The following is a 19780-nucleotide window of genomic DNA, read 5'->3' as shown; positions in this document are numbered from 1 at the left end:
ACCCTGACCTTTCAGAACAATTATTTCAATAAATAAAACGTCAAAAGTCAAACCTCATGAATATCTTGTTTGTCCTAATAATTAGGGTTTTGTTTGATATTGGAATTCCTGTCAATTACCTGTTGAGGTATAGGATTCAAATACATTTTGGGTGTAAATACGTGGGGGTGCCCAAGTAATACCGGCTCATATTTCCAAATACCTTTATTATCAGCCGGTGACGTGTTGGTAATTTTCATACCGTGCCTATCAACATTCATTACACTTTCGGCTATACGCCAGCGGATGATATCATAATACCTTTTGTTCTCAAAACAAAGTTCTACCCTTCTTTCATTACGGATAACGGCACGCATTTGCTCCTGGCTTAAAGTTTGGCCACCATAAGTAGCTTCAAGCGTAGGCAGCTGGCTTCTTGTTCTGATCTTATCAATAGCAGCGTAAACATCTGCATTGGGGCCGCCTGCTTCGTTCTGTGCCTCGGCATAGTTCAAAAGCACCTCGGCATACCGAAAGTATACATAATTTATACCATCGGTACTTCCCCCGGCCGGCCTTATATCAGGATTAAGACGCTTTTTGAAATAATAAGCAGTATTAGAAACATCCGATGAGCCAAAATCGATCTCATTTAGGGATGGATGAACTTTATTAATCCTGGTAAAAATGGTATCGGTACTGGTCATCCAGTTTTGCTTATAAGGAGCACCATCGTACACAATCCAATCGTAAAAACGCTTTTCACGGTGCAGGTATGGATGCTGTGGATCGTAACCGGATTTTGGATCGGTTATAGGTAAACCATTATCCATCCGAAACTGATCAACCAGTTCTTGAGTCGGATCGTAGTTACCCCAGGTAAAATACTGCCCTTGTATATATACCGGACCACCAAAAAGATTAAATGCGCTACCTGTGGTATTGGCCACAGACTGCTTGTCAAAGATCACTTCGGTGTTGTACTCGTTGGTTTCTTTCCAGAAAGTAGTCATATCCGGGTATAGTGTATAGGTACCGCCAAGCTCGTCAATAAATTTTTTGTTGGTTGCTGCAGCTTTGGTATAACGGGCTCCATCAGTGTTGCCAAAGCTAAAAAACTTGTTAGGATCGGAACCCGTAACCGGCGTTGCCGTATTAAAAGCAGGACTCGCGGCATATAATTCTATCCAGCCTTTTAGAGCCAGCGCCGCACCTATTGTAACACGTCCTGCGTCCGCCTCGCCTGCATTATATTTTTTTGCAAGGTAATTGTTGTTAACTACAGAATCTAACTGGGCATCAATAAAGTTAAATGTGTCGCCAAAGGTGCTTCGGGCTTTAAATAGTTCGGCCTGGCTATCTGTGTTTCTGTCCTGCGGCACTGTTATAATGGGTAGCCCACCAACATGCATCCATAAATAGCTGTAAAAAAACGCTCGCAGGAAACGTACCTCATCTATCCTTTTGTTCCGATAAGCTTCTGATAAGTTAGACGGGTGAGCATTAACCTGCTGAATAAAAGTATTACACTTCCTTATCTTGGAATAAACCTTGTTCCACTCCTCATAATTAGATGCATTGCCATCATTTTCTTGCGGGGTTCCGTCTTCAACACCGGGGCCAATAATACCTTGTCTCCAACGCCACGATTTCCAATATGGGCCACCGTCATTATCATCAGTATAACTGTCCAGGGGGTCTGGAGTATCGCCCTGATTATTTATCTGGCCGTATATATCGTTTAAAAACAGATCGGCAGTAGTTTCATTACTCCATTGCACATCGCCGGCTACAGAGTCTTTTGGTACGTTATCAAGGTACTTTTTACAGGCTGCTATTGGCAGCACCAATACAGCCAATAAAAGCCAGCTGTAGTAAATATTATATTTATTTAGTTTTTTCATGACTTTAATTACGGTGTTGTTAAAAAGTTACGTTTAGTCCAAAAATGAAGGTTTTTTGAAGCGGATAAGCTTCTTCACGATTGGTATAGCCTGTTTCAGGATCCATAAACTTGAGTGGGCTTACGGTGAATATGTTTTGCCCCGTAACATAAAAACGCAAATTTTGGATACTGAACTTTTTGGTAATAGCGGCAGGAATGGTGTAACCGATAACAGCAGTTTTTAACCGCAAAAAGCTGGTATTAGCCATCCATATAGAGGATGAAAATGCACCAAAGCCATCGCCATTAATCGGATTGGTAGTATTATTGGTGTTTTTTGAAGCATATGCTTTTGGATATTTAGCATCCTGATGATCGGGGGTCCAGCGGTTATCAAAATACTCATAAGATGTGTTGGTATTATTGATCCTGAAAGGAACATTTTGATATCCCTGTATATTCAGGCTTGCGTTGGCAGCACCCTGGAAAAATAAGGTTATGTCAAACCCTTTCCATGAAGCATTCAGGTTTAAGCCATAAGTTATTTCGGGCGTGGTGGGGTAACCAACTACGGTTTCATCATTATCATCAATTTTTCCATCTCCGTTTATATCAGCATATTTCACATCGCCGGGATGAATAGCGCCAAACTGGGTAATGTTATAACCATCCTTACTGTCAATCACCCCATCGCCGTTTTTATCATCGGATGTTTTAAATAAGCCCAGCGCCTTATAACCAAATGGCGTGCCAAATTCCCTGCCGGTTCGACTGCGATTGGGATTATTCTTTGTGGCATCAGACTCAAAAACCTGTAAAAGTTTATTCCGGGCGAAACTAAAATTACCCGATACGCCCAACTGCAAACCATTCCTGAATTTGTTGTTTGTACCAAGCACAAACTCAATACCATGATTGCTCATAATACCGGCGTTTGTTTGCGGCAAGGCTAACCCATACTCCACAGGAACAGTGGTTATAGGGTTAACCAACATATCTGATCTTTTTTCATAAAAGTAATCCGCCTCAAAAGTTAACTTTCCATGCCATAAGGATCCATCAAGGCCAATATCAGATTTGTTAGCTTTTTCCCATGTAATTTGAGGGTTAGACTCTAACGGTATATAAGCCCCCTGCACAAGGTTTCCTGCACCAAAAGCATAGGCATTGCCATACAAATTATACTTTGTAAGATATTGATAATGAGAATCCCTATCGGGAAGATTTCCAGACTTCCCGAATGAACCTCTCAGCTTCAGGTTATCTATAAAAGATAAATTGTCTTTAATGAACGATTCTTCAGACAAACGCCAGGCAGCTGAAAATGCAGGGAAAAATGCCCATCTATGTCCGGGTGCAAAATCATAAAACCCATCATACCTGCCGGTAGCTTCAATTAAATACTTTTGTTTATAAGCAYAATTTAACCGGTAAACGTATCCTAACTGACTACTGGTACTCGATGAACCTCCATTATCAAAGTTCGATTTATCTGATGTACCCAGATTCAATTCATCCACATCGACGCTAAAACCTCTTCTTGACGCTTGAAAGTTGCTACCGATACCTCTGCGAGCTTCCGCAACTATTAAACCGGTTATCTCATGATCACCAAATGTGCGGTGATAGTTCAAATATCCCTGGTAAGTAAAATTCTGGCTTTTGCCAAAATATTGTGAAAGCGTGGTAACTCCATCGCCCAGCAGGTTTTTGGTATAGGTAGCAGGCGTGGTAGAGCCATCATATATGTAATAATAATCGGGTCGTGTCCAGTCTTTATGCTCCTCTGTAGATGGATCATAGCTGAATACACCCTTAATACTTAAACCCTTTATAAAGGGTAATTGCTGTTCAATGGATATGGAGTTTAAGGCTGTGTTTTTGTTTATCTTATTGTAACTCCCACTCGCCAGATCCGCGGCTGGTGAGTAACCTCCCGATTGCCCCCAAAGGCCATTGCTATAATAAATAGGTGCGGTAGGTATATAAGAAATTCCCTGTGGATTTGGCCCGGTTTGATTTTGCTCGATAGAGTTGTTTAATGAAACACTAATTTTAGTAGTAGATGTCGCATTAATATCAACCATGGCGTTATAGTTATAGCGATTATAAGACAAGGGATCATAAATACCATCTTGCCTTAAGAAATTCAACCCCAAATAATACTGTACCCTGTCGGTCCCACCAGATAACTGTAAATTGTAGCTTTGTTGTGGTTTGTTTAATTTAATAAGTTCGCGTTCGGCATTGCTGTTCGGATATTTATCCGGATTTTGCGCGTGAAGGTTATTATAATTACTGATCAGGTCTGTTGCAAATTCCGGCGCTAACCCTGAGTTTATATCCGCCTCATTTTTAAGCGTCATATAATCTTTTGCATTTAACATATTAGGCGGAAACGTGGGGCGTAAAAAACCATAATAGGCCCCCAAAGAAAGTGTTGGGGCTCCTGTTTTACCATGTTTGGTAGTGATCAATATAACACCATTAGCTCCCCCCAAACCATAAGGCGCGACAGCAGCARCATCTTTTAACACCGATACAGACTCTATCTGGTTTTGATCAATCTCACTAATATTAGGGCGAACAATTCCGTCAATTACGATAAGCGCACCGCTATTATTACCAATTGTTCCGATGCCTCTAACGTGTATATCCGGATCGTCCTGTCCGGGTACACCACCATTGGGACGGGCAGATATACCCGCAACCCGGCCTGCTAAAGACGAAGTAATGTTAGGAACAGGCGCTTTAACTAACTCGGCACCTTTAACAGTTGAAACAGATGAGGTTAATGATGTTTTACGCTGGGTTCCGTAACCTACTACTACAACCTCATTTAAGTTTTGATTACTTCCATTTAACTGAACATTAATCACGGTATTTTCACCCAGCACCACCTCGCTGCTTTCAAAACCGATAAAACTAAATACCAGGGTTCCTTTATTATCAGGTACCGTGATTTTATAATTACCATTAATATCGGTAACAGCAGTCGTATTTGTTCCTTTCAACAAAACAGTTACACCGGGTAGCGGTAGTTTCTTATCGTCGGTTACATTACCCGTAATTGTAACAGGTTTCAACTGCTCCTTTTCAACAGGCGGAGCCGGTTTGTATTTAATAACAATGACATTGTTGGTAATAGTATAAGTTAATGGCTTATCCTTAAAGCAGGCCTTGAGGGCATCATCAATACTGGCATTTTTAAGGTTCAGATCGGTATTGCCTAAACCATTGATCATTTCATCGGCATACAACACCTTGAAAAAAGTTTGTGCTTGTATAACCTGAAAAAGCTTTTCCACAGGAACATTGGTGCCTTTATAGGTGATGCGCTGACCATAACTGGCCTGCGAAACTTGTAAAAAAATGGTGATCAATAAAACAAGGGTAAGTTTCATTACCAGCAAAAGTTTAGGAATGCGGACAGGGCGCATGCATCCCGTTTGAAAATAAAATTTCATACATTTGAATGTTTGGGTTAAATTTTGGTTAAAGATTGGTCGTACAATTGTTAGCGGTTTATCCCAGGCTCAGCCAGGAAAGCGTTCGTTGCGCTTCCTGGTTTCTATAGAAAAACCACCTTAAAGTAAATGTTAAGGCATGGCGGTAATTCTCCTTTCTGTTATCTTAAAGTGTACTAATCCGGTTAATTCGAGGTATTTTAAAACTTCGGTGATGTTTTGCGAACGGGGTATGGTACCTACAAAGGTCGCCGTTGTAGTTTTGGCCTCATAATCAATGTCCACATCATACCAGCGAGCTATTTTGCGCATAATTCCTGGCAGCTTTTCATGAGCAAAATTGAAGTTGCCGTTTTTCCATTCAACAGCTTCATTAACATCTACATTTTTTACAGTGATACTTTGTTTTACCATGGCTTGCTGCCCCGGAACTATCGTTTGTGCAGCATTACCTTTGGTTATTTTTACTGAACCTTCAAGCAGCGTAGTTGCAGTAGCGTCCTCATCCTTGTATCCCATGATGTTAAAATGGGTACCCAGCACCTCTACCTCCATGTTATTTACACTTACTTTAAATGGATGCGTTTTATCTTTAGCAACTTCAAAATACGCCTCACCTTCCAGCATCACCGTACGCTGCATACCGGTAAATCGGGCTGGAAATTTTAAAGATGAAGCTGCATTGAGCCATACTTTACTGCCATCGGGGAGCACCACCTGGTATTGGCCACCGCGTGGCGTATTTATGGTATTATAGGTCAGTTCATCAGTTGCCTGAGCCTTGTATTTTGAAACATCATAAACAAGCTGACCATTTTTTGACTTATAAATATGTACACTTCCCTGGCTGGCCAGCATACCATTATGGGCCGAATCAAGCACAATGGTATTGCCATTGCCCAGCGTAAGTGTAGCTTTATTACCACCAGGAACTATTTTGGATGTATGAGTGATTTGAGCCGAAAATTGTGGCTGCTTCCTGCCTTTAAAAAGGGAATAAAGTAAGCCTACCGCGCACAGCATAGCCGCGGCTGCAGTTGCTCTTCTTGCAAAAAGCCGGAAGTTTTTTCCCCTGGGAAATATTTTATCCGATACCGGTGAATGCCCGGCTTCATTGATCTTGTTCTCGATCAGCTTAACCAGATGCCCGTTTTCGGGATAACGTTCATCCGGCTCATCCTGGAAATACCAGCTATACTTGTTTAAAACTTCTTCGATCTCGGCTTCTGAAGCGGTTTTAAACCACTCTGTAAGCCGCAGATGATCGTTTTCATTCTGCTGGCGATTTTTAAGGTTCTCGAAAAATTGATCAGGTATCGATTGGCTCATATCTATTAAGACGAATGCCAACTCCGGAAAACCCCCTCTGTGTGAAAATATTTTTAATTTACCCGTGAAGAAATGGTAAGGTACAGGAACACAGCTATAATTTCGCCGTGTTTATAAAGGTATTTGCGTACAAAGCTAACGCCGGCATATAATTGCTTTTTTACAACCGATTTGGAGATATGAAGTTTTAAAGCAATCTCGTCAAGGGTAAGGTCATCATTTAAACGCAGTTTAAATATTTGTTTCCTTTTTTCGGGCAGCAAATCAATCGCATGTTGGGCCATTTGATAATACTCTTTATAGGAAAAATGATTGTCTGTGTAATTTTCTCCTATCAAAGCTTTTAATTCTACTACGTCCAGTATCTTGCTTTCCAGCTGCAAACGGCGGATATAGTCAAACAAAAGATTCTTTGCCGACTGGTATAAATAAGCTTTTGTAGATTTTACTTTAACGAGGTTTTCGCGGTTTTCCCAAACCTTTAAAAAAAGCTCCTGTACAATTTCCTCGCTGGTTTCCTTTACATAGCAAATACTATAAACATACTTGTAAATATTTTTCAGATATGCTGTGTAAAATTGCGCAAATGCTTCCCTGTCGCCAATGGCGATGCGATTAATCAATTCGGGTTCATTAAGAAGCACTTTCATTAAATTAAAACAGGGGTATCTATACTAAGCGCCGCTTCGCAATCGATTGCGATTTAATTCTAAGTCACTCAATTGTTTAAATAAATCTTAATATAATAAACTATTTAATGGTTAAATTGGCACAAAGCAATGATACAAACATAGAAAATTACTTGCAATACTAAAAATAGTACATTAAGACAGTCGGGGACCAAAGAAAGAAAAGGAGTATCAGGAACCGCCGGTTATTTTTCCAGTAGCAGAACACTGGAGAAATAAGCGAAGAAGTAAAAGCCTCAACAAACATAATTTTAGTTTAATAACCTGTACTCACTCGGCGACTTCCCTGTTTTTGTTTTAAATATTTTCGTAAAGTGCGATGGGTGCTCAAACCCAAGTCCGTAAGCAATTTCGCTGATGGACTGATTGGTACCCCACAGCATGGTTTTCGCTTTATCTATCAGTTCCAGGTGGATATGTTCCTGTGTGGTTTTACCCGTGAATTTACCCAACAGGTCAGACAGATAGTTAGGCGACAGGTTGAGCCTGGAGGCAAAATAACCCACGTTGGGCAGGCCGGTTTCTATGAGGTTGTTTTGAGAAAAATAATCTTTTAATAATTTTTCAAACTGCTGTACCACATCCGAATTAACCTTTGCCCTGGTATAAAACTGCCGGTCATAAAATCGGTTGCAATAATTCAACAGCAATTCAATATTGCTAACGATAAGGCCCTGTGAATGCTTATCGATGTTTTGCGCATACTCTTTTTCGATTTTGGCCACACAATCTTTAATGATCAGTTTTTCCTCTTCCGAAATGTGCAACGCCTCGTTTATCTCATAATTAAAAAACGAATACTGGTGTATCTTTTTGCCCAGGTCGGTACCATGGATCAGGTCGGGATGGATGAACAGCGCCCAGCCTTCTTCCACTTGAACATCGGGTCCGGGGCCGAGAACCTGGTCGGGAGCGGTAAACATCAGGGAACCCTCATTAAAATCATAATGTCCCTTGCCGTACTTTAACAATCCGTCAAACTTTTTACACGAAATGATATAAAACCCGAACCGGTAAAGTGCATCCTCTTTGGGCCGTTTGGCATAAAAGTCGCAATGATCTATCACGCTCACCAGGGGATGCCTGGGTGGGGTGTATTGTACCATCCTGTGCAGATCGCTGATTGATTTGACTTCAATGTATTTATCGGCCATGTTTTTATTGATAAAGTTACTGTAAAAAAAAGAAAGGCTGCCCAACGTGGGCAGCCAATGATATTTAAATGCCCATTTGGCCCACTATCATTTTTTTGAAATCCACATCGTCCATTTGATGCCTTGCCTCAATTATTGGCCCAGCGTCATGACCTACGGGGTAACGCAATTTTTCGGTACCGTCGGTAGCGGCCTCGTAAATAGCTTCGGCCACCTCGCCAATGTTTTCAGACATCGGCCAGTGCTCTATCGCGCTAATAAATTTATCAAACGGAGCCTGGTAATCGCCTGATTCGCCAACGCCGAAAATGGCTATCGAACGACCTGCGAACTCGGTTTTATAGCCGCCTGGTTCAACAATTTTTAACCGGATACCCAAAGGGTTGAGTTCGTATTGTATAGATTCTGTTAAACCTTCTACCGCGAATTTAGTAGCATGGTAAAGTGACGAGAATGGGAAGGTAACCTTACCGCCTATAGAAGAAACATTGATAATAACGCCCGATCTTTGTTCACGCATAACCGGTAATAAGGCTTTTGTTACCTCGATGAGCCCAAAGAAATTAACATCGAACTGTTGTTTGATCTCCGCTTCGGTAGCGGCTTCTAAAGCGCCAAATGCACCATAACCCGCGTTGTTCACCAATACATCAATCTGGCCAAACTTTTCGATTCCGGCTTTCACGGCATTTTGTATGCTGGCTTTATCGGTTACATCTAATTTGGTTACCAAAACCTGGTCAAGTGCCGATAACTCTGTTTCTTTTTCTGGTGAACGCATGGTAGCTATCACGTTCCAGTTGTTTTTATGAAATAATTTAACGGCCTCTTTTCCAAAACCTGATGAAGCGCCGGTTATTAATACTGTCTTTTTCATTTATTTTATATTTAATTGCTGAAACAAAGGTCAGGCTAAGAGAGATGGCTGATTTATACTTTTCTACTGATCACTTATACATTTCGGGGATCATCATCCCAACTACCGAAGAATAATCGTTTCAAGAAAAAAGTCTTACCCCTTTTGTTTCATTTTGGAAGTCTGAATAAATAGAAAAGTCCCCAACGCGGCTGCCGGGACTTTTCAACCTAAGCTTATTATTACGCTGTACCAACAATTGTTTTAGTAATTGCCGGTAATTTTAACCTTTATATTTTCAACCCTGATAATTCAATTTTTATATTATGAAAACCATATTGGCCGCTACCAATTATACAGAGCTGGCAGAAAACGCAGTTAATTATGCCGCAGGTATAGCCCGTCAAAATAATTATAAATTAATCCTGTTAAACGACTTTACCATTTCTGTGCATGTCGAAAATGCGCGTCTTGCGGCTGACCTGGTTGAGCAATTAATAGATGAAAACAGAGTACTCCTGGAATCAAAGGCTTTATTACTCGCTGATGAATATGGAATTGAAGTACTTGCCAGGGCCACTTTTTCCTTTATCGATAACGCCATTAAGGAAGTAGTTGCTGAATACCAACCGGAGATGATCGTGATGGGAATGGAAGAAAAGTCGCTTGAACAGGAACTTTTAGGAAATACCACGACATCTATTATCAAAAAGCTAAAATATCCGGTGTTGGCTGTTCCTGCGAATGTAAAATTCAATGTTCCCAAAAAGGTACTTTTTGCGTGTGATGTACTAAATGGAGTATCTGAACAAATATTGGCACAGGTCAAAAATGTGGCTTTAATTACTCATGCCGAAGTAGAAGTGCTTTTAATTAACGAAACCGTAGAGGAATTGAAAGAAATGGGGGCTGATACAGCGGCATTAAATCGCATTGACGATGGTCTTGAAGGTATTGATTATTACTATAAAAATGTCAAGTCAGATTCGATCATCGAGGGAATTGCCAATGAGATCAAGAGCGTAGGAGCTGACCTGTTAATTATGGTGCCCGAACAGCACGGATTTTGGGGATCCATGGTACATCGCAGCAAAACACGCATCATGGCCTCTGGCCTGAATATTCCCTTATTTTCAATTCCTGCATAAGCAGAATTGGACATTCCGGGACCGTTGACCAGCCCGTTCCGGAATTGCAAACCAAGGGTTCTGGAACACTTTGACCATGGTAATAATCTTACATTCACTGTCTGTTTATTGAGTCGTCATACACAAACGAATGAACCTGGAGTACAGAATAGCGTGGTCAAGGGTCCCGGAATATCCACATTATCCTTTCCCTTAATAAGATAATCAGACGCTCCACTTTTAATGGCTCTGATGGCGTCATGGATATTGCCATGATTGGTCAGGAGGGTTACTTCCACATAGGGCTTTTTTATCTTGACCGTTTTGACAAAATCTGCGAAGTCCATGTCAGGTAGGTCTACATCACTCATAACTACTTGTATTTTTTCTTTTTCAAGTAAAATAAGCGCTTCTAATCCGCTTTCAACCTGGTAACAAATATAACCGGCCAAACGCACAATCCGTCCTAACCAGCCCCCTGATCTTCTTTCGTCATCTATCAGTAACACGGTGGGTTGTATATTCATATATATAAAATTAAGGCTGCTACTTTCCTAAAGCCAGGTCGATAACAGCCGGTGAATAATACGGTTTCAATGCCCGGAATGACTAAAGTCAGTATCACAGCAGCTGCGAACCGCGGTTATCCGTTCCGGTTAAGGGGAATTAGCTATTGTAATGCCAAAAGTCCTGATTGAACAGAAAACGTGGTTTAAACCGCAGGAATTGCCTTTTCAAAATATCGGATCTCATAAAGGCAATTAAATCAATTTCAAAATGAGAGACTCAAAAAATCATTTTAATAAACAGTATGCAGGCCTGTTCGCAGATACCTAATTTCCATGGCCTTTGGTAAACCACTCAAGCCTTTTTTCCCTTATCCGGGATCCTTTTATTTTCCTGGTACGATGGCAACGAAAAATAAAAGCTGCTACCTTCGCCAATGGCGCTTTCCACCCAAATTTTTCCTTGCTGGGCTTCGATAAAATTTTTGGAAATGGCCAGGCCCAACCCGGAACCTGATTTATTCTGCCCATCTGTTGGTACCTGGAAATAGCGCTCAAACAAACGTTTTTGATATTGTTCATCTATCCCTTTACCAAAATCCTGAACATGAAAAATTACCTCCTTATTTTTTTCTAACACCCCAATGATCACTTTTGATTTTTCGGCGCTGTACCGAAGGGCATTAGAAACAAAATTAACCAATACCCAGGCCGTCTTTTCTACATCCACCAACACTTTGGGAAGATTGCCCGGCGTGCTGACTTGAAGGCTGATCCCCTTTTGTTCAGCCTGGAACTTAACGGTGTTTAATGAATAGTTTACAATTTCCAACGGATCGGACAATACAAAGTTCAACTGGATATTACCTGTTTCTACCTGCGAAAGATCAAGCAGTTCACTGGTTATTTTTAACAATCGGTCACTATCATCGCTGATGTGTTCCACCAGTTCAAGTTGTTGCGGATTAACAGTACCAATGCGCGCATCCTTAAGCAGTTTAAGGCTCATTTTTATGGAAGAAATTGGCGTCTTCAGTTCGTGCGAGATGGTTGCTATAAAATTGGTTTTGGCTTCATCCAGTTCTTTAAACTCGGTTATATTTCTTAATATGTACACCTTACCTACTGACCTGCTGGCGATGTTGAGTACTGTTTTTTGTGGGTTAAGATTGGGAATAACAATTTCCCGGCTCTCTAACTGAAAGTAGGACTCCTTGCCGTTCAGTGCAATTTTAAAAGGACGTAAACTATTGTTGCCCTCTAAAATGGATTTAAGCAGATCATTTTGAGCTGTAAACTCGTATGCCGGCTTTCCAATAACCTTTTTCCCGTCAAGGTTTAAAATATTTTCAGCAGCCGTATTGATAAACAAGATCTCTTTATCTTCATTTAAACCAATAATTGCATCCATCATTTGTTCAATAATCGTTTCGATGCGCTGTTTTTCTGACAGCACCGTGGCCAGGTTACTATTTTCCCATTCTTTCAACCGGTCGGTCATCTCGTTAAAAGCTGTAGCTACTTCGGCAAATTCATCATTTTTGGTAAAATTCAGCCGCTGGTTATAATTCTTTTGGCTGATCTCGCGTATGCCCTCCAATAAGGCGCGCATCGGATTGGCTATAAATCCCGGAAAGTTTACACTAAAGCTAAAAAGCACGAGGAAAGTGAAGGTACCTGCCAGCCCGAGGAACAGGGTAGCTCTTCGCACGGAGACCTGGGCCGAATCGTTTTTACGGACAATAGCCTGCATATTCAATTTCTCGATCTTCCTTAATTGTGCCCTTGCCTCATATTCTGCACTTTCTTGTTGCGCCAGTGTAGCTGAGGAAGATTGAAGTACGCCAAATGCCTTTCTAAGGCTGGCTGCCGCAGCGTCCTCGCCACCCTCCGTAATATTGTGCTCTTCCAGGCTAAGTTGGCGGCTAAAATCGGCTTTGGACTTATCACTTAACGGCAATTTATCTTCATCAAGAATGGTACGCATTTCCCGGGCAAAATTCAGTGATTCATAATTATTCTTCAGGATCACTTTGGCGCTATCCGAAATCTCATGGATATAAAATATGGATACTGCCCCAAAAAAGAGGACAACGACAAAAAGAAAGCCGAAACCCAGCCGAAGTTTATTCTTTATTTTCATGGCAAAATTGGTTATGATAAAATTACTAAATCTATTGCCGTCTTAGATATGTGATTAAGTAACTGATTAAATACGGCTGTTTTTAAAATTACCTGGAACAAATTTAAATGCGGTTTCCCGATGCAGATGGTGGTCACCTCACGTTCGTCTGCGATTTTCATAATAGTCTGGGTGATATGGTCGCTTTTTATCTTGATCACCTCCCCTCCCAACTCTGTTGCCAGCTTGAAATTATTGATCAGGTGACGTTGTTTATCCAGTTTTATGCGGTTGCCGCTTTCCCCGCTGCTCTGGACGTATAAAACGATCCAGGAAGAACGGTAATAAGAAGCAAGACGGGCCGTTTTGCGGATCACCACCTTTGCCGTATCCGAATTGGAAGATATACAGGCTAAAAACCGTTCGGGCCGTAGTTTGATCTGCTTGGGTATTTCTGTATCGATCTTCCGTTCAACATGATGCGCCACCTCTTTGAGCGCCAGTTCCCGCAGCTGTAGGATCTTGTCTGGTTGAAAGAAATTCAACAGGGCTGTTTTTACCTTTGACTGATCATATATTTTACCTTCTTTCAACCGGTCAATCAGTTCGTCGGCCGTAAGGTCAATATTTACAATTTCATCGGTTAGCTCCAGTACTTTATCAGGAATACGCTCAGTGATAGGAATACCTGTAATTTCTTCTATCTCCTGGTTCATACTTTCCAGGTGCTGGATATTGACCGCCGAAATCACGCTGATGCCCGCATCCAGTATATCAACAACATCCTGCCAGCGTTTGGAGTTCTTACTGCCTTCAACATTACTATGGGCAAGTTCATCAACAATCACTACCTCGGGGTGCCGGTTCAGGATTCCCTGGAGATCCATTTCCTCCAGCTGCTTGCCTTTATAAAATATACTCCGGCGTGATATAACCGGTAGCCCTGCTACCAATGCCTCTGTTTCAGCCCGGTTATGTGTTTCAATATAACCAATCTGTATATCAATCCCATTGCGTAAAAGCGCGTGCGCTTCCTGCAGCATCCGATAGCTTTTGCCTACCCCGGCACTCATACCGATATAGATCTTGAACTTTCCGCGCCTTGATTTTTTTACAAGCTCAATAAAGGTTTTGACGGTCGAATCTTTATCCTCTTCAGACATATTATTGATTAAATGAACCCGCTATACTAATGGCAATTAATGGATTATGAGCTACATAAATATGGCCCTTTACAAATATATTATATTACTATGTGAGCGCTATCATTGCCGTAGCTGCTAAAGGAATAAACAGGGGTATTTTTCTCAGTGTTTAGTTTAGAGGGTGGAAACCGGAAGCCGCTTTTTAACTCACGACTTCCAGGGTTCAGCATTATATGATAGGGGTACCAAATAGTTATTAAAGAGCTGCATGTTGAGTACCTGTGGCTTGTTTATGCTCAAAGTACAGGTGTTTGATTTCGTATTGATTATCCACCTTGTCAAATGTGATCAGATCAGCATCCTTATGGAAATAGCTTTGGACACTGTAACGGAACTCACTTTGCGCGGAAAAGCTTTTATCTATATTTTCAATGGTTAAACTTAAAACCGGCGCAGCGGAACTGGTACTATAGAAATATTGTTCAACGGGTATATATCCTTTACCCTGCTGAACTAATTGCTGATGGCTGTAAAGCAGGAAGCCGGAGGTATCCAGTACCCGGTATGCCTCATTATGAAAGTATCTGAAGTCCTGGTTGTTCCGGCGGTATCCAAAAATTTCGCTTTTGGACAGTTTCATTTTTTTACCCTGATAAACCAGACTGATATGCTTTCCGCCTAAAAACTCATTCAGCTGAAGTTTATCGTTTTCATTTAAAACATAACTTAGCCTGCCTGCCTTATAATCCTGTTCGGTAAGATAAATGCCTGTAGTGTTTTTTGAATTTTGTGCATGCAGTCGTATACTTTGTATACCGATTACAATCACCGCGATGAGCACTTTTATTGAATTTTTCATGATTATATATATTAAATTTATGATGATGTATACTTTTAGTAGTAAGGGCAAAGCTTGTATAAGTTTTGTCCGCTTTGCCCTTACCGGGTTATTACTTATTTGTGGCATGTTAGCCAATTGCTATACCAGACTGGATAGCTTAAGCATGGAGGAATTGATTATCAATAGTTTAAAAACAAAGCCACTGCTTTCTTTAAATGACTTTTTCAAAAAGCCTCTCAATTTGAAACAGTGGCATTCTCATGTTGATTAGTTCAACATGAGGTGATATTCATCTATTTTGCGGTAAAGCGTGGCGAGACCAATACCCAATATCCTGGCGGCCTCGGTTTTATTACCCCTGGCATATTTTAATATCCGCCTGATATGGTGTTTTTCCACGCTGTCCAGATCAAGTGCCACCAGGTCATAATAACCGCCGTTATGGAACTCCAAAGGCAATAGTTTGGGGGTCAGTATAGGTTCGTCCATGAGGATGATCACCCTTTCCATCACATTCTTCAGTTCCCTGATATTGCCGTTCCACTTATGCTGGTTCAGCAGTTTAAAAAAAAGTTCATCTACATCGGGTAATTTCTTTTTAATCTTAGCTGAATAAACTTCGATAAAGTGCCTGGCCAATACTTCTATATCTCCTATTCTTTCCCGCAGGGGCGGTAATACAATAGAGAAGCCGGATAAGCGATAAAAAAGGTCGAGACGGAAACGGCCCTCTTCAGATTCCTTTTGCAAATCACGATTGGTGGCGGCAATTAACCGTACATTAACTTTGGTGGTCTTGGTTTCCCCTATTTTTATAAAAGTGCCATTTTCCAGTACCCGCAGCAATTTGGCCTGCAGGTCATGGCTCATTTCACCCAGCTCATCCAGAAAAATAGTTCCTCCGCTGGCTTCTTCAAACAATCCTTTTTTATCTTTAACAGCCCCGGTGAAAGCCCCGGCTTTATAGCCAAACAATTCGCTTTCCAGTAATTCTTTACTAAATGCACTGCAGTTAACCGCTACAAAGGGTTTGTCTTTCCTTAGGCTTTCATAATGAATAGCTTCTGCGAATACTTCCTTGCCGGTACCGGTTTCCCCCAGTAGTAAAACGGTAGCATCTGTTTCGGCTACTTTCTTCGCCAGTTCTACGGCCTCTAAAATAGCGGGCGATTGCCCCAAAACAATGGGAAAGCCATGTTGCACCTCTATCTGTTTTTGCAGTTCGCTCACCTGAAACTGCAGGTTGGCTTTATCAATGGCCTTACTAACTAAAGGAATGATCTTATCATTATCATCGCCTTTTGTCAAATAATCAAAAGCCCCGTTCTTGATCGCTAAAACCCCGTCGCTGATCGATCCGAAAGCAGTCAGGTTGATCACCTCGATATAGGGTTTGATTTGCTTGATCTTACTAACCAGTTCTACCCCGTTAGCATCGGGTAGTTTAACATCACTTAACACCACACGGATGTCCTCACGCTCAACTATACGTAGTCCGGCTTTAGCATTGGGAGTCTGTAATACACTGTAGCCTTCTAATATCAGTATCCTTGCCAGTAATTCACTGAGCTTAATCTCGTCATCAATTATTAATATATTTGATTTCATCTTTGTACTTATTTGGGTTGTTGATCAGCATCAGCGGCAAGGTTTCCAGTAACCTGACATATATGCTGATCCCTTTTTTGATTTCCTCCAGGTAAATAAATTCATCTGAAGAATGTGACCTGGCCGAATCACCGGGCCCGATCTTGACGGAGGGTATGTTTAGCCAGCCCTGGTCTGAAGACGTGGGTGAACTATAGGTTTTACATCCTACCGCGATACCTGTTTTCACGATAGGGTGATCAAACGGAACTGAAGATGCCCCCAGTGAACCAGGACGAACCTTGATCTGGCAGGACACATGCTTTTTGATAGTATCAAGGATCTCCTGTTGCGAAAAAGTATCGTCATTACGGATATCTACCGTAAACTCACACTTGGCCGGCACAATATTATGTTGTAAGCCAGAATTGATGGTAGTAATGGTCATTTTTACTGGCGACGGCCCTTTTACCGGTTGCGCAAACTGGTAGTTCCTGAACCATTCCAGGTCTTTGAGACATTTGTGAATGGCATTATCCCCTTCTTCCCTGGCTGCGTGCCCGGAACGCCCGTTACTAATGCAATCAATCACCAGATTCCCCTTTTCTGCAATAGCCATCTGTAATAAAGTAGGCTCGCCAACAATGGCCAGCTCCAGCTTGCCCAACAGAGGAATAATGGACTTAATACCATTTTGCCCGGAATTTTCCTCTTCGGCGGTAGCAGTCAGGCAGAGGTTAAATCCCAGGCCCTTGTAACAGTAAAAATGCAAAAAAGTGGCGATCAATGACACCAGGCATCCCCCGGCGTCGTTACTGCCCAAACCATAAAGCTTTCCCGCAGCTATTTCAGGACAAAAGGGATCATTGGTATAACCGTCATTAGGCTTAACGGTATCCAAATGAGAATTGAGTAAAATGGTGGGTTTGGCACTGTCATAATACTTGTTATAACACCAGATATTATTTCCTTTTCTTTTAACTTTGATGGAATAGCTGGTGAGGTATCGCTGAACAATATCCGCCGCCGTCGCTTCCTCTCCGCTAAAAGAGGGCGTTTTTATTAATTGTTGCAGTAAAGTTACCGACTCGCTAAAAAGCAGAGAATTCATTGGCAGGCCGTCCCATACCCGGGAAATGCCTGATCCTTCATTCAGATCTTTTATCATAACAATAAATAATTAATTTAACTGTGGATCAAACAACATTGCGGTACAAAGGCAATTGCACCTCTTTTTACTTTGCAATACATCATAGTTAACGCAGCTTTTGCAAGCATCCCAAAAGGTGGATTCCTGTGCAACTTCTGCATAGGTTACCGGCTCAAAGCCCAACTTGGTGTTCAGTTTCATGATGGCCAGGCCCGAGGTAATACTAAATATCTTTGCGGATGGATACTTCGTTCGGGATAATTCAAATATTTGTGTTTTGATTTGGGAGGCAACACCCTGGTTACGGTGTTTAGGGGATACGATAAGACCGCTGTTTGAGACAAACTTTTCATTGTCCCAGGTCTCTATATAGGAGAAACCGGCCCATTCACCTTTTTCGGTTACGGCAACTATCGCTTTGCCGGTGTCAATTTTTTCTATTACAGAGGCTGCTGATCTTTTTGATATTCCGGAGCCTCTTGTTATCGCGGAACTTTCCATTTCATGAATAATCTGGTCAGCGAAGACCACGTCAGCCGGAATGGCTGACCTTACAATAATTCGTTCATCTTCCATTTCTTTTTAGTTTATTTCCAGTTAAAGCACGGATTGTTTAATAACTGTATATACCCTGTTGCCAAAAGAATGCCCATTATCCAGGCATAGCTGTGTTTATGTGTTTAGATCCTTTAAATGAAGGCTTTATTTTTTGGGGACTGAAAAGGTCATAAAAAAAGCCTATCAAAATGAAAGGCTTTTTTTATCAAATTAGGTTATTCCGGGAAAAATCATACCATATGATGATTCTCAGATTTGTCGCTGAAGTGCTCCCGATAATCATTTTCATCTACAGCCAGTATGCTAATACTATTCTGGCTTAGTGCCTTTTTTCTTTTAGGTCCGGAAGCGGTACTCATGCCTTTTACCAGCTGATAAGTCTGGGTTAGTTTTTTTATATTCTGCTAATTTCCCTTGATTAAAAAAAACTAAAATTTAACCAGTAGCTTTTCAGAAATAAGCTTACCATCCTTATAGTATTCGAAAAACCAATTTTCGTTCTTTTTCAGAACTATTCCGTTAGCAGTAGCGTTACTGGCTATAAAATAATTCTCTGCCGAGGTTTTCAGGAGGGTTAAAACTATTTTCGGCGTGGTGTCAATTAATTGATATCCATTAGCTATTGCCTGCGCATATAATGTTCCTGCCGGCTGATTGGTTACCGCTTCTGTTGTTTTTGGAGGTGCTGCTAAAGCCGTAGCTGAAGCTGCTACCGTTGATTTTACAGGTACTGCGGAAGCTGCTGTTGTAGCTATTTGTTTTTCAGGTTCTGTTGCAGCTATTGTTGTAACCACTGRCTGGGCCGGCTCATTGGTTGATCCGTTATAGGCATACGTAACTTCATTTAAGGATGTAAAAGCATCCCTTAAAGCCATATTATAAGAAACTTTATAATCTTTCTCCCGGCTTTTACCCTCTTTACTTTTAAAAACAATATTACCCTGGCAGTCCTTTAACAAAAGTGTAAGGCTGGTGGTAAACATTCCGCTTTTTTCTAATAATTCGGCATTCAATGCGTGGCATTTATTGTTAGCCACTTCGCTGGGCAATTCAGCATTATCAAAATAAACTGTAAAACCTTTATCCTGCAAAAGGCCTTTGGTTAGGCTATTTAGCGAATACTGATCATTTTGCTTAAGGAAACTGAATCTTTCGGGCACTACCACATATTTGTAATTATTAATGGAATTTTGCGAATAGCCCGAAAAAGAGAGAAATAAAAAAAGCACTAAAACATATCTTTTCATATAAAATAATTATAAAACCTTTTTTAGATTTATTAACTCGATTTAAAAGTTTGAGAATAGTAGGAATTGTATTTTTATTTGATAACCCTAAAATTAAAGATATTTTTTGACAAGCTTGAAATAATCATCCAACCTTTT

General features: G+C 41.0%; 15 protein-coding genes. 1 reads left to right on the top strand and 14 read right to left on the bottom strand.

The window, feature by feature from the left end; genetic code table 11:
- Positions 1-74: 74 nt before the first annotated feature.
- The 6 genes from AC1DRQ_RS13540 to AC1DRQ_RS13515 all read right to left on the bottom strand — a co-directional run bounded on the left by AC1DRQ_RS13540 (position 75) and on the right by AC1DRQ_RS13515 (position 9380).
- The gene (locus AC1DRQ_RS13540; protein WP_477425159.1) at positions 75-1883 is read right to left on the bottom strand and encodes a RagB/SusD family nutrient uptake outer membrane protein; all 1809 of its coding nucleotides are present in this window, start codon (positions 1881-1883) and stop codon (positions 75-77) included.
- A gap of 19 nt (positions 1884-1902) precedes the next feature.
- Positions 1903-5268 (bottom strand): TonB-dependent receptor, encoded by a 3366-nt coding sequence (locus AC1DRQ_RS13535; protein ID WP_477425157.1) that lies wholly within the window; start codon positions 5266-5268, stop codon positions 1903-1905.
- Positions 5269-5463: 195 nt separating this feature from the next.
- Positions 5464-6660 carry a FecR family protein gene (locus tag AC1DRQ_RS13530; RefSeq protein WP_477425155.1) on the bottom strand — a complete coding sequence of 399 codons (1197 nt, stop codon included), beginning with the start codon at positions 6658-6660 and terminating at the stop codon, positions 5464-5466.
- A gap of 53 nt (positions 6661-6713) precedes the next feature.
- The gene (locus AC1DRQ_RS13525) at positions 6714-7310 is read right to left on the bottom strand and encodes an RNA polymerase sigma factor (protein ID WP_477425153.1); all 597 of its coding nucleotides are present in this window, start codon (positions 7308-7310) and stop codon (positions 6714-6716) included.
- A 290-nt stretch (positions 7311-7600) separates the two neighbouring features.
- Positions 7601-8503, bottom strand: coding sequence for a helix-turn-helix domain-containing protein (locus AC1DRQ_RS13520; protein WP_477425151.1), 903 nt, complete (start codon positions 8501-8503; stop codon positions 7601-7603).
- 64 nt (positions 8504-8567) lie between these two features.
- Positions 8568-9380: an SDR family oxidoreductase gene (locus AC1DRQ_RS13515; RefSeq protein WP_477425149.1), complete on the bottom strand. Its 813-nt coding sequence runs from the start codon at positions 9378-9380 to the stop codon at positions 8568-8570.
- A 305-nt stretch (positions 9381-9685) separates the two neighbouring features.
- Between AC1DRQ_RS13515 and AC1DRQ_RS13510 the strand changes: the two genes are divergently transcribed.
- Complete coding sequence (locus AC1DRQ_RS13510) at positions 9686-10507, top strand: universal stress protein (protein ID WP_429393835.1); 822 nt, start codon at positions 9686-9688, stop codon at positions 10505-10507.
- Positions 10508-10623: 116 nt separating this feature from the next.
- Here AC1DRQ_RS13510 and AC1DRQ_RS13505 read toward each other — a convergent pair whose 3' ends face one another.
- The 8 genes from AC1DRQ_RS13505 to AC1DRQ_RS13470 form a co-directional block, all read right to left on the bottom strand.
- Positions 10624-11013: a response regulator gene (locus AC1DRQ_RS13505; protein WP_477425146.1), complete on the bottom strand. Its 390-nt coding sequence runs from the start codon at positions 11011-11013 to the stop codon at positions 10624-10626.
- 334 nt (positions 11014-11347) lie between these two features.
- Positions 11348-13135 carry a HAMP domain-containing sensor histidine kinase gene (locus tag AC1DRQ_RS13500; RefSeq protein ID WP_477425143.1) on the bottom strand — a complete coding sequence of 596 codons (1788 nt, stop codon included), beginning with the start codon at positions 13133-13135 and terminating at the stop codon, positions 11348-11350.
- An 11-nt stretch (positions 13136-13146) separates the two neighbouring features.
- Positions 13147-14277: a sensor protein KdpD gene (locus AC1DRQ_RS13495; RefSeq protein ID WP_477425141.1), complete on the bottom strand. Its 1131-nt coding sequence runs from the start codon at positions 14275-14277 to the stop codon at positions 13147-13149.
- Positions 14278-14515: 238 nt separating this feature from the next.
- Positions 14516-15118: a hypothetical protein gene (locus AC1DRQ_RS13490; RefSeq protein WP_477425139.1), complete on the bottom strand. Its 603-nt coding sequence runs from the start codon at positions 15116-15118 to the stop codon at positions 14516-14518.
- A gap of 249 nt (positions 15119-15367) precedes the next feature.
- Positions 15368-16708: a sigma-54-dependent transcriptional regulator gene (locus tag AC1DRQ_RS13485; RefSeq protein ID WP_477425137.1), complete on the bottom strand. Its 1341-nt coding sequence runs from the start codon at positions 16706-16708 to the stop codon at positions 15368-15370.
- Positions 16683-17855 carry a M20/M25/M40 family metallo-hydrolase gene (locus tag AC1DRQ_RS13480; protein ID WP_477425135.1) on the bottom strand — a complete coding sequence of 391 codons (1173 nt, stop codon included), beginning with the start codon at positions 17853-17855 and terminating at the stop codon, positions 16683-16685. Before AC1DRQ_RS13480 ends, AC1DRQ_RS13485 begins: the two co-directional genes overlap by 26 nt.
- Positions 17856-17867: 12 nt before the next feature.
- A complete protein-coding gene (locus tag AC1DRQ_RS13475) occupies positions 17868-18413 on the bottom strand; it encodes a GNAT family N-acetyltransferase (RefSeq protein ID WP_477425133.1) in 546 nt (181 codons plus the stop codon).
- Between the two features lie 410 nt (positions 18414-18823).
- A complete protein-coding gene (locus tag AC1DRQ_RS13470; protein WP_477425131.1) occupies positions 18824-19642 on the bottom strand; it encodes a hypothetical protein in 819 nt (272 codons plus the stop codon).
- Positions 19643-19780 lie beyond the last annotated feature (138 nt).

This window comes from Mucilaginibacter sp. P4_E8 (assembly GCF_056401495.1).
The sequence above is the reverse complement of the archived record's forward strand: the minus strand, read 5'-3'. Positions and strand labels throughout refer to the sequence as shown.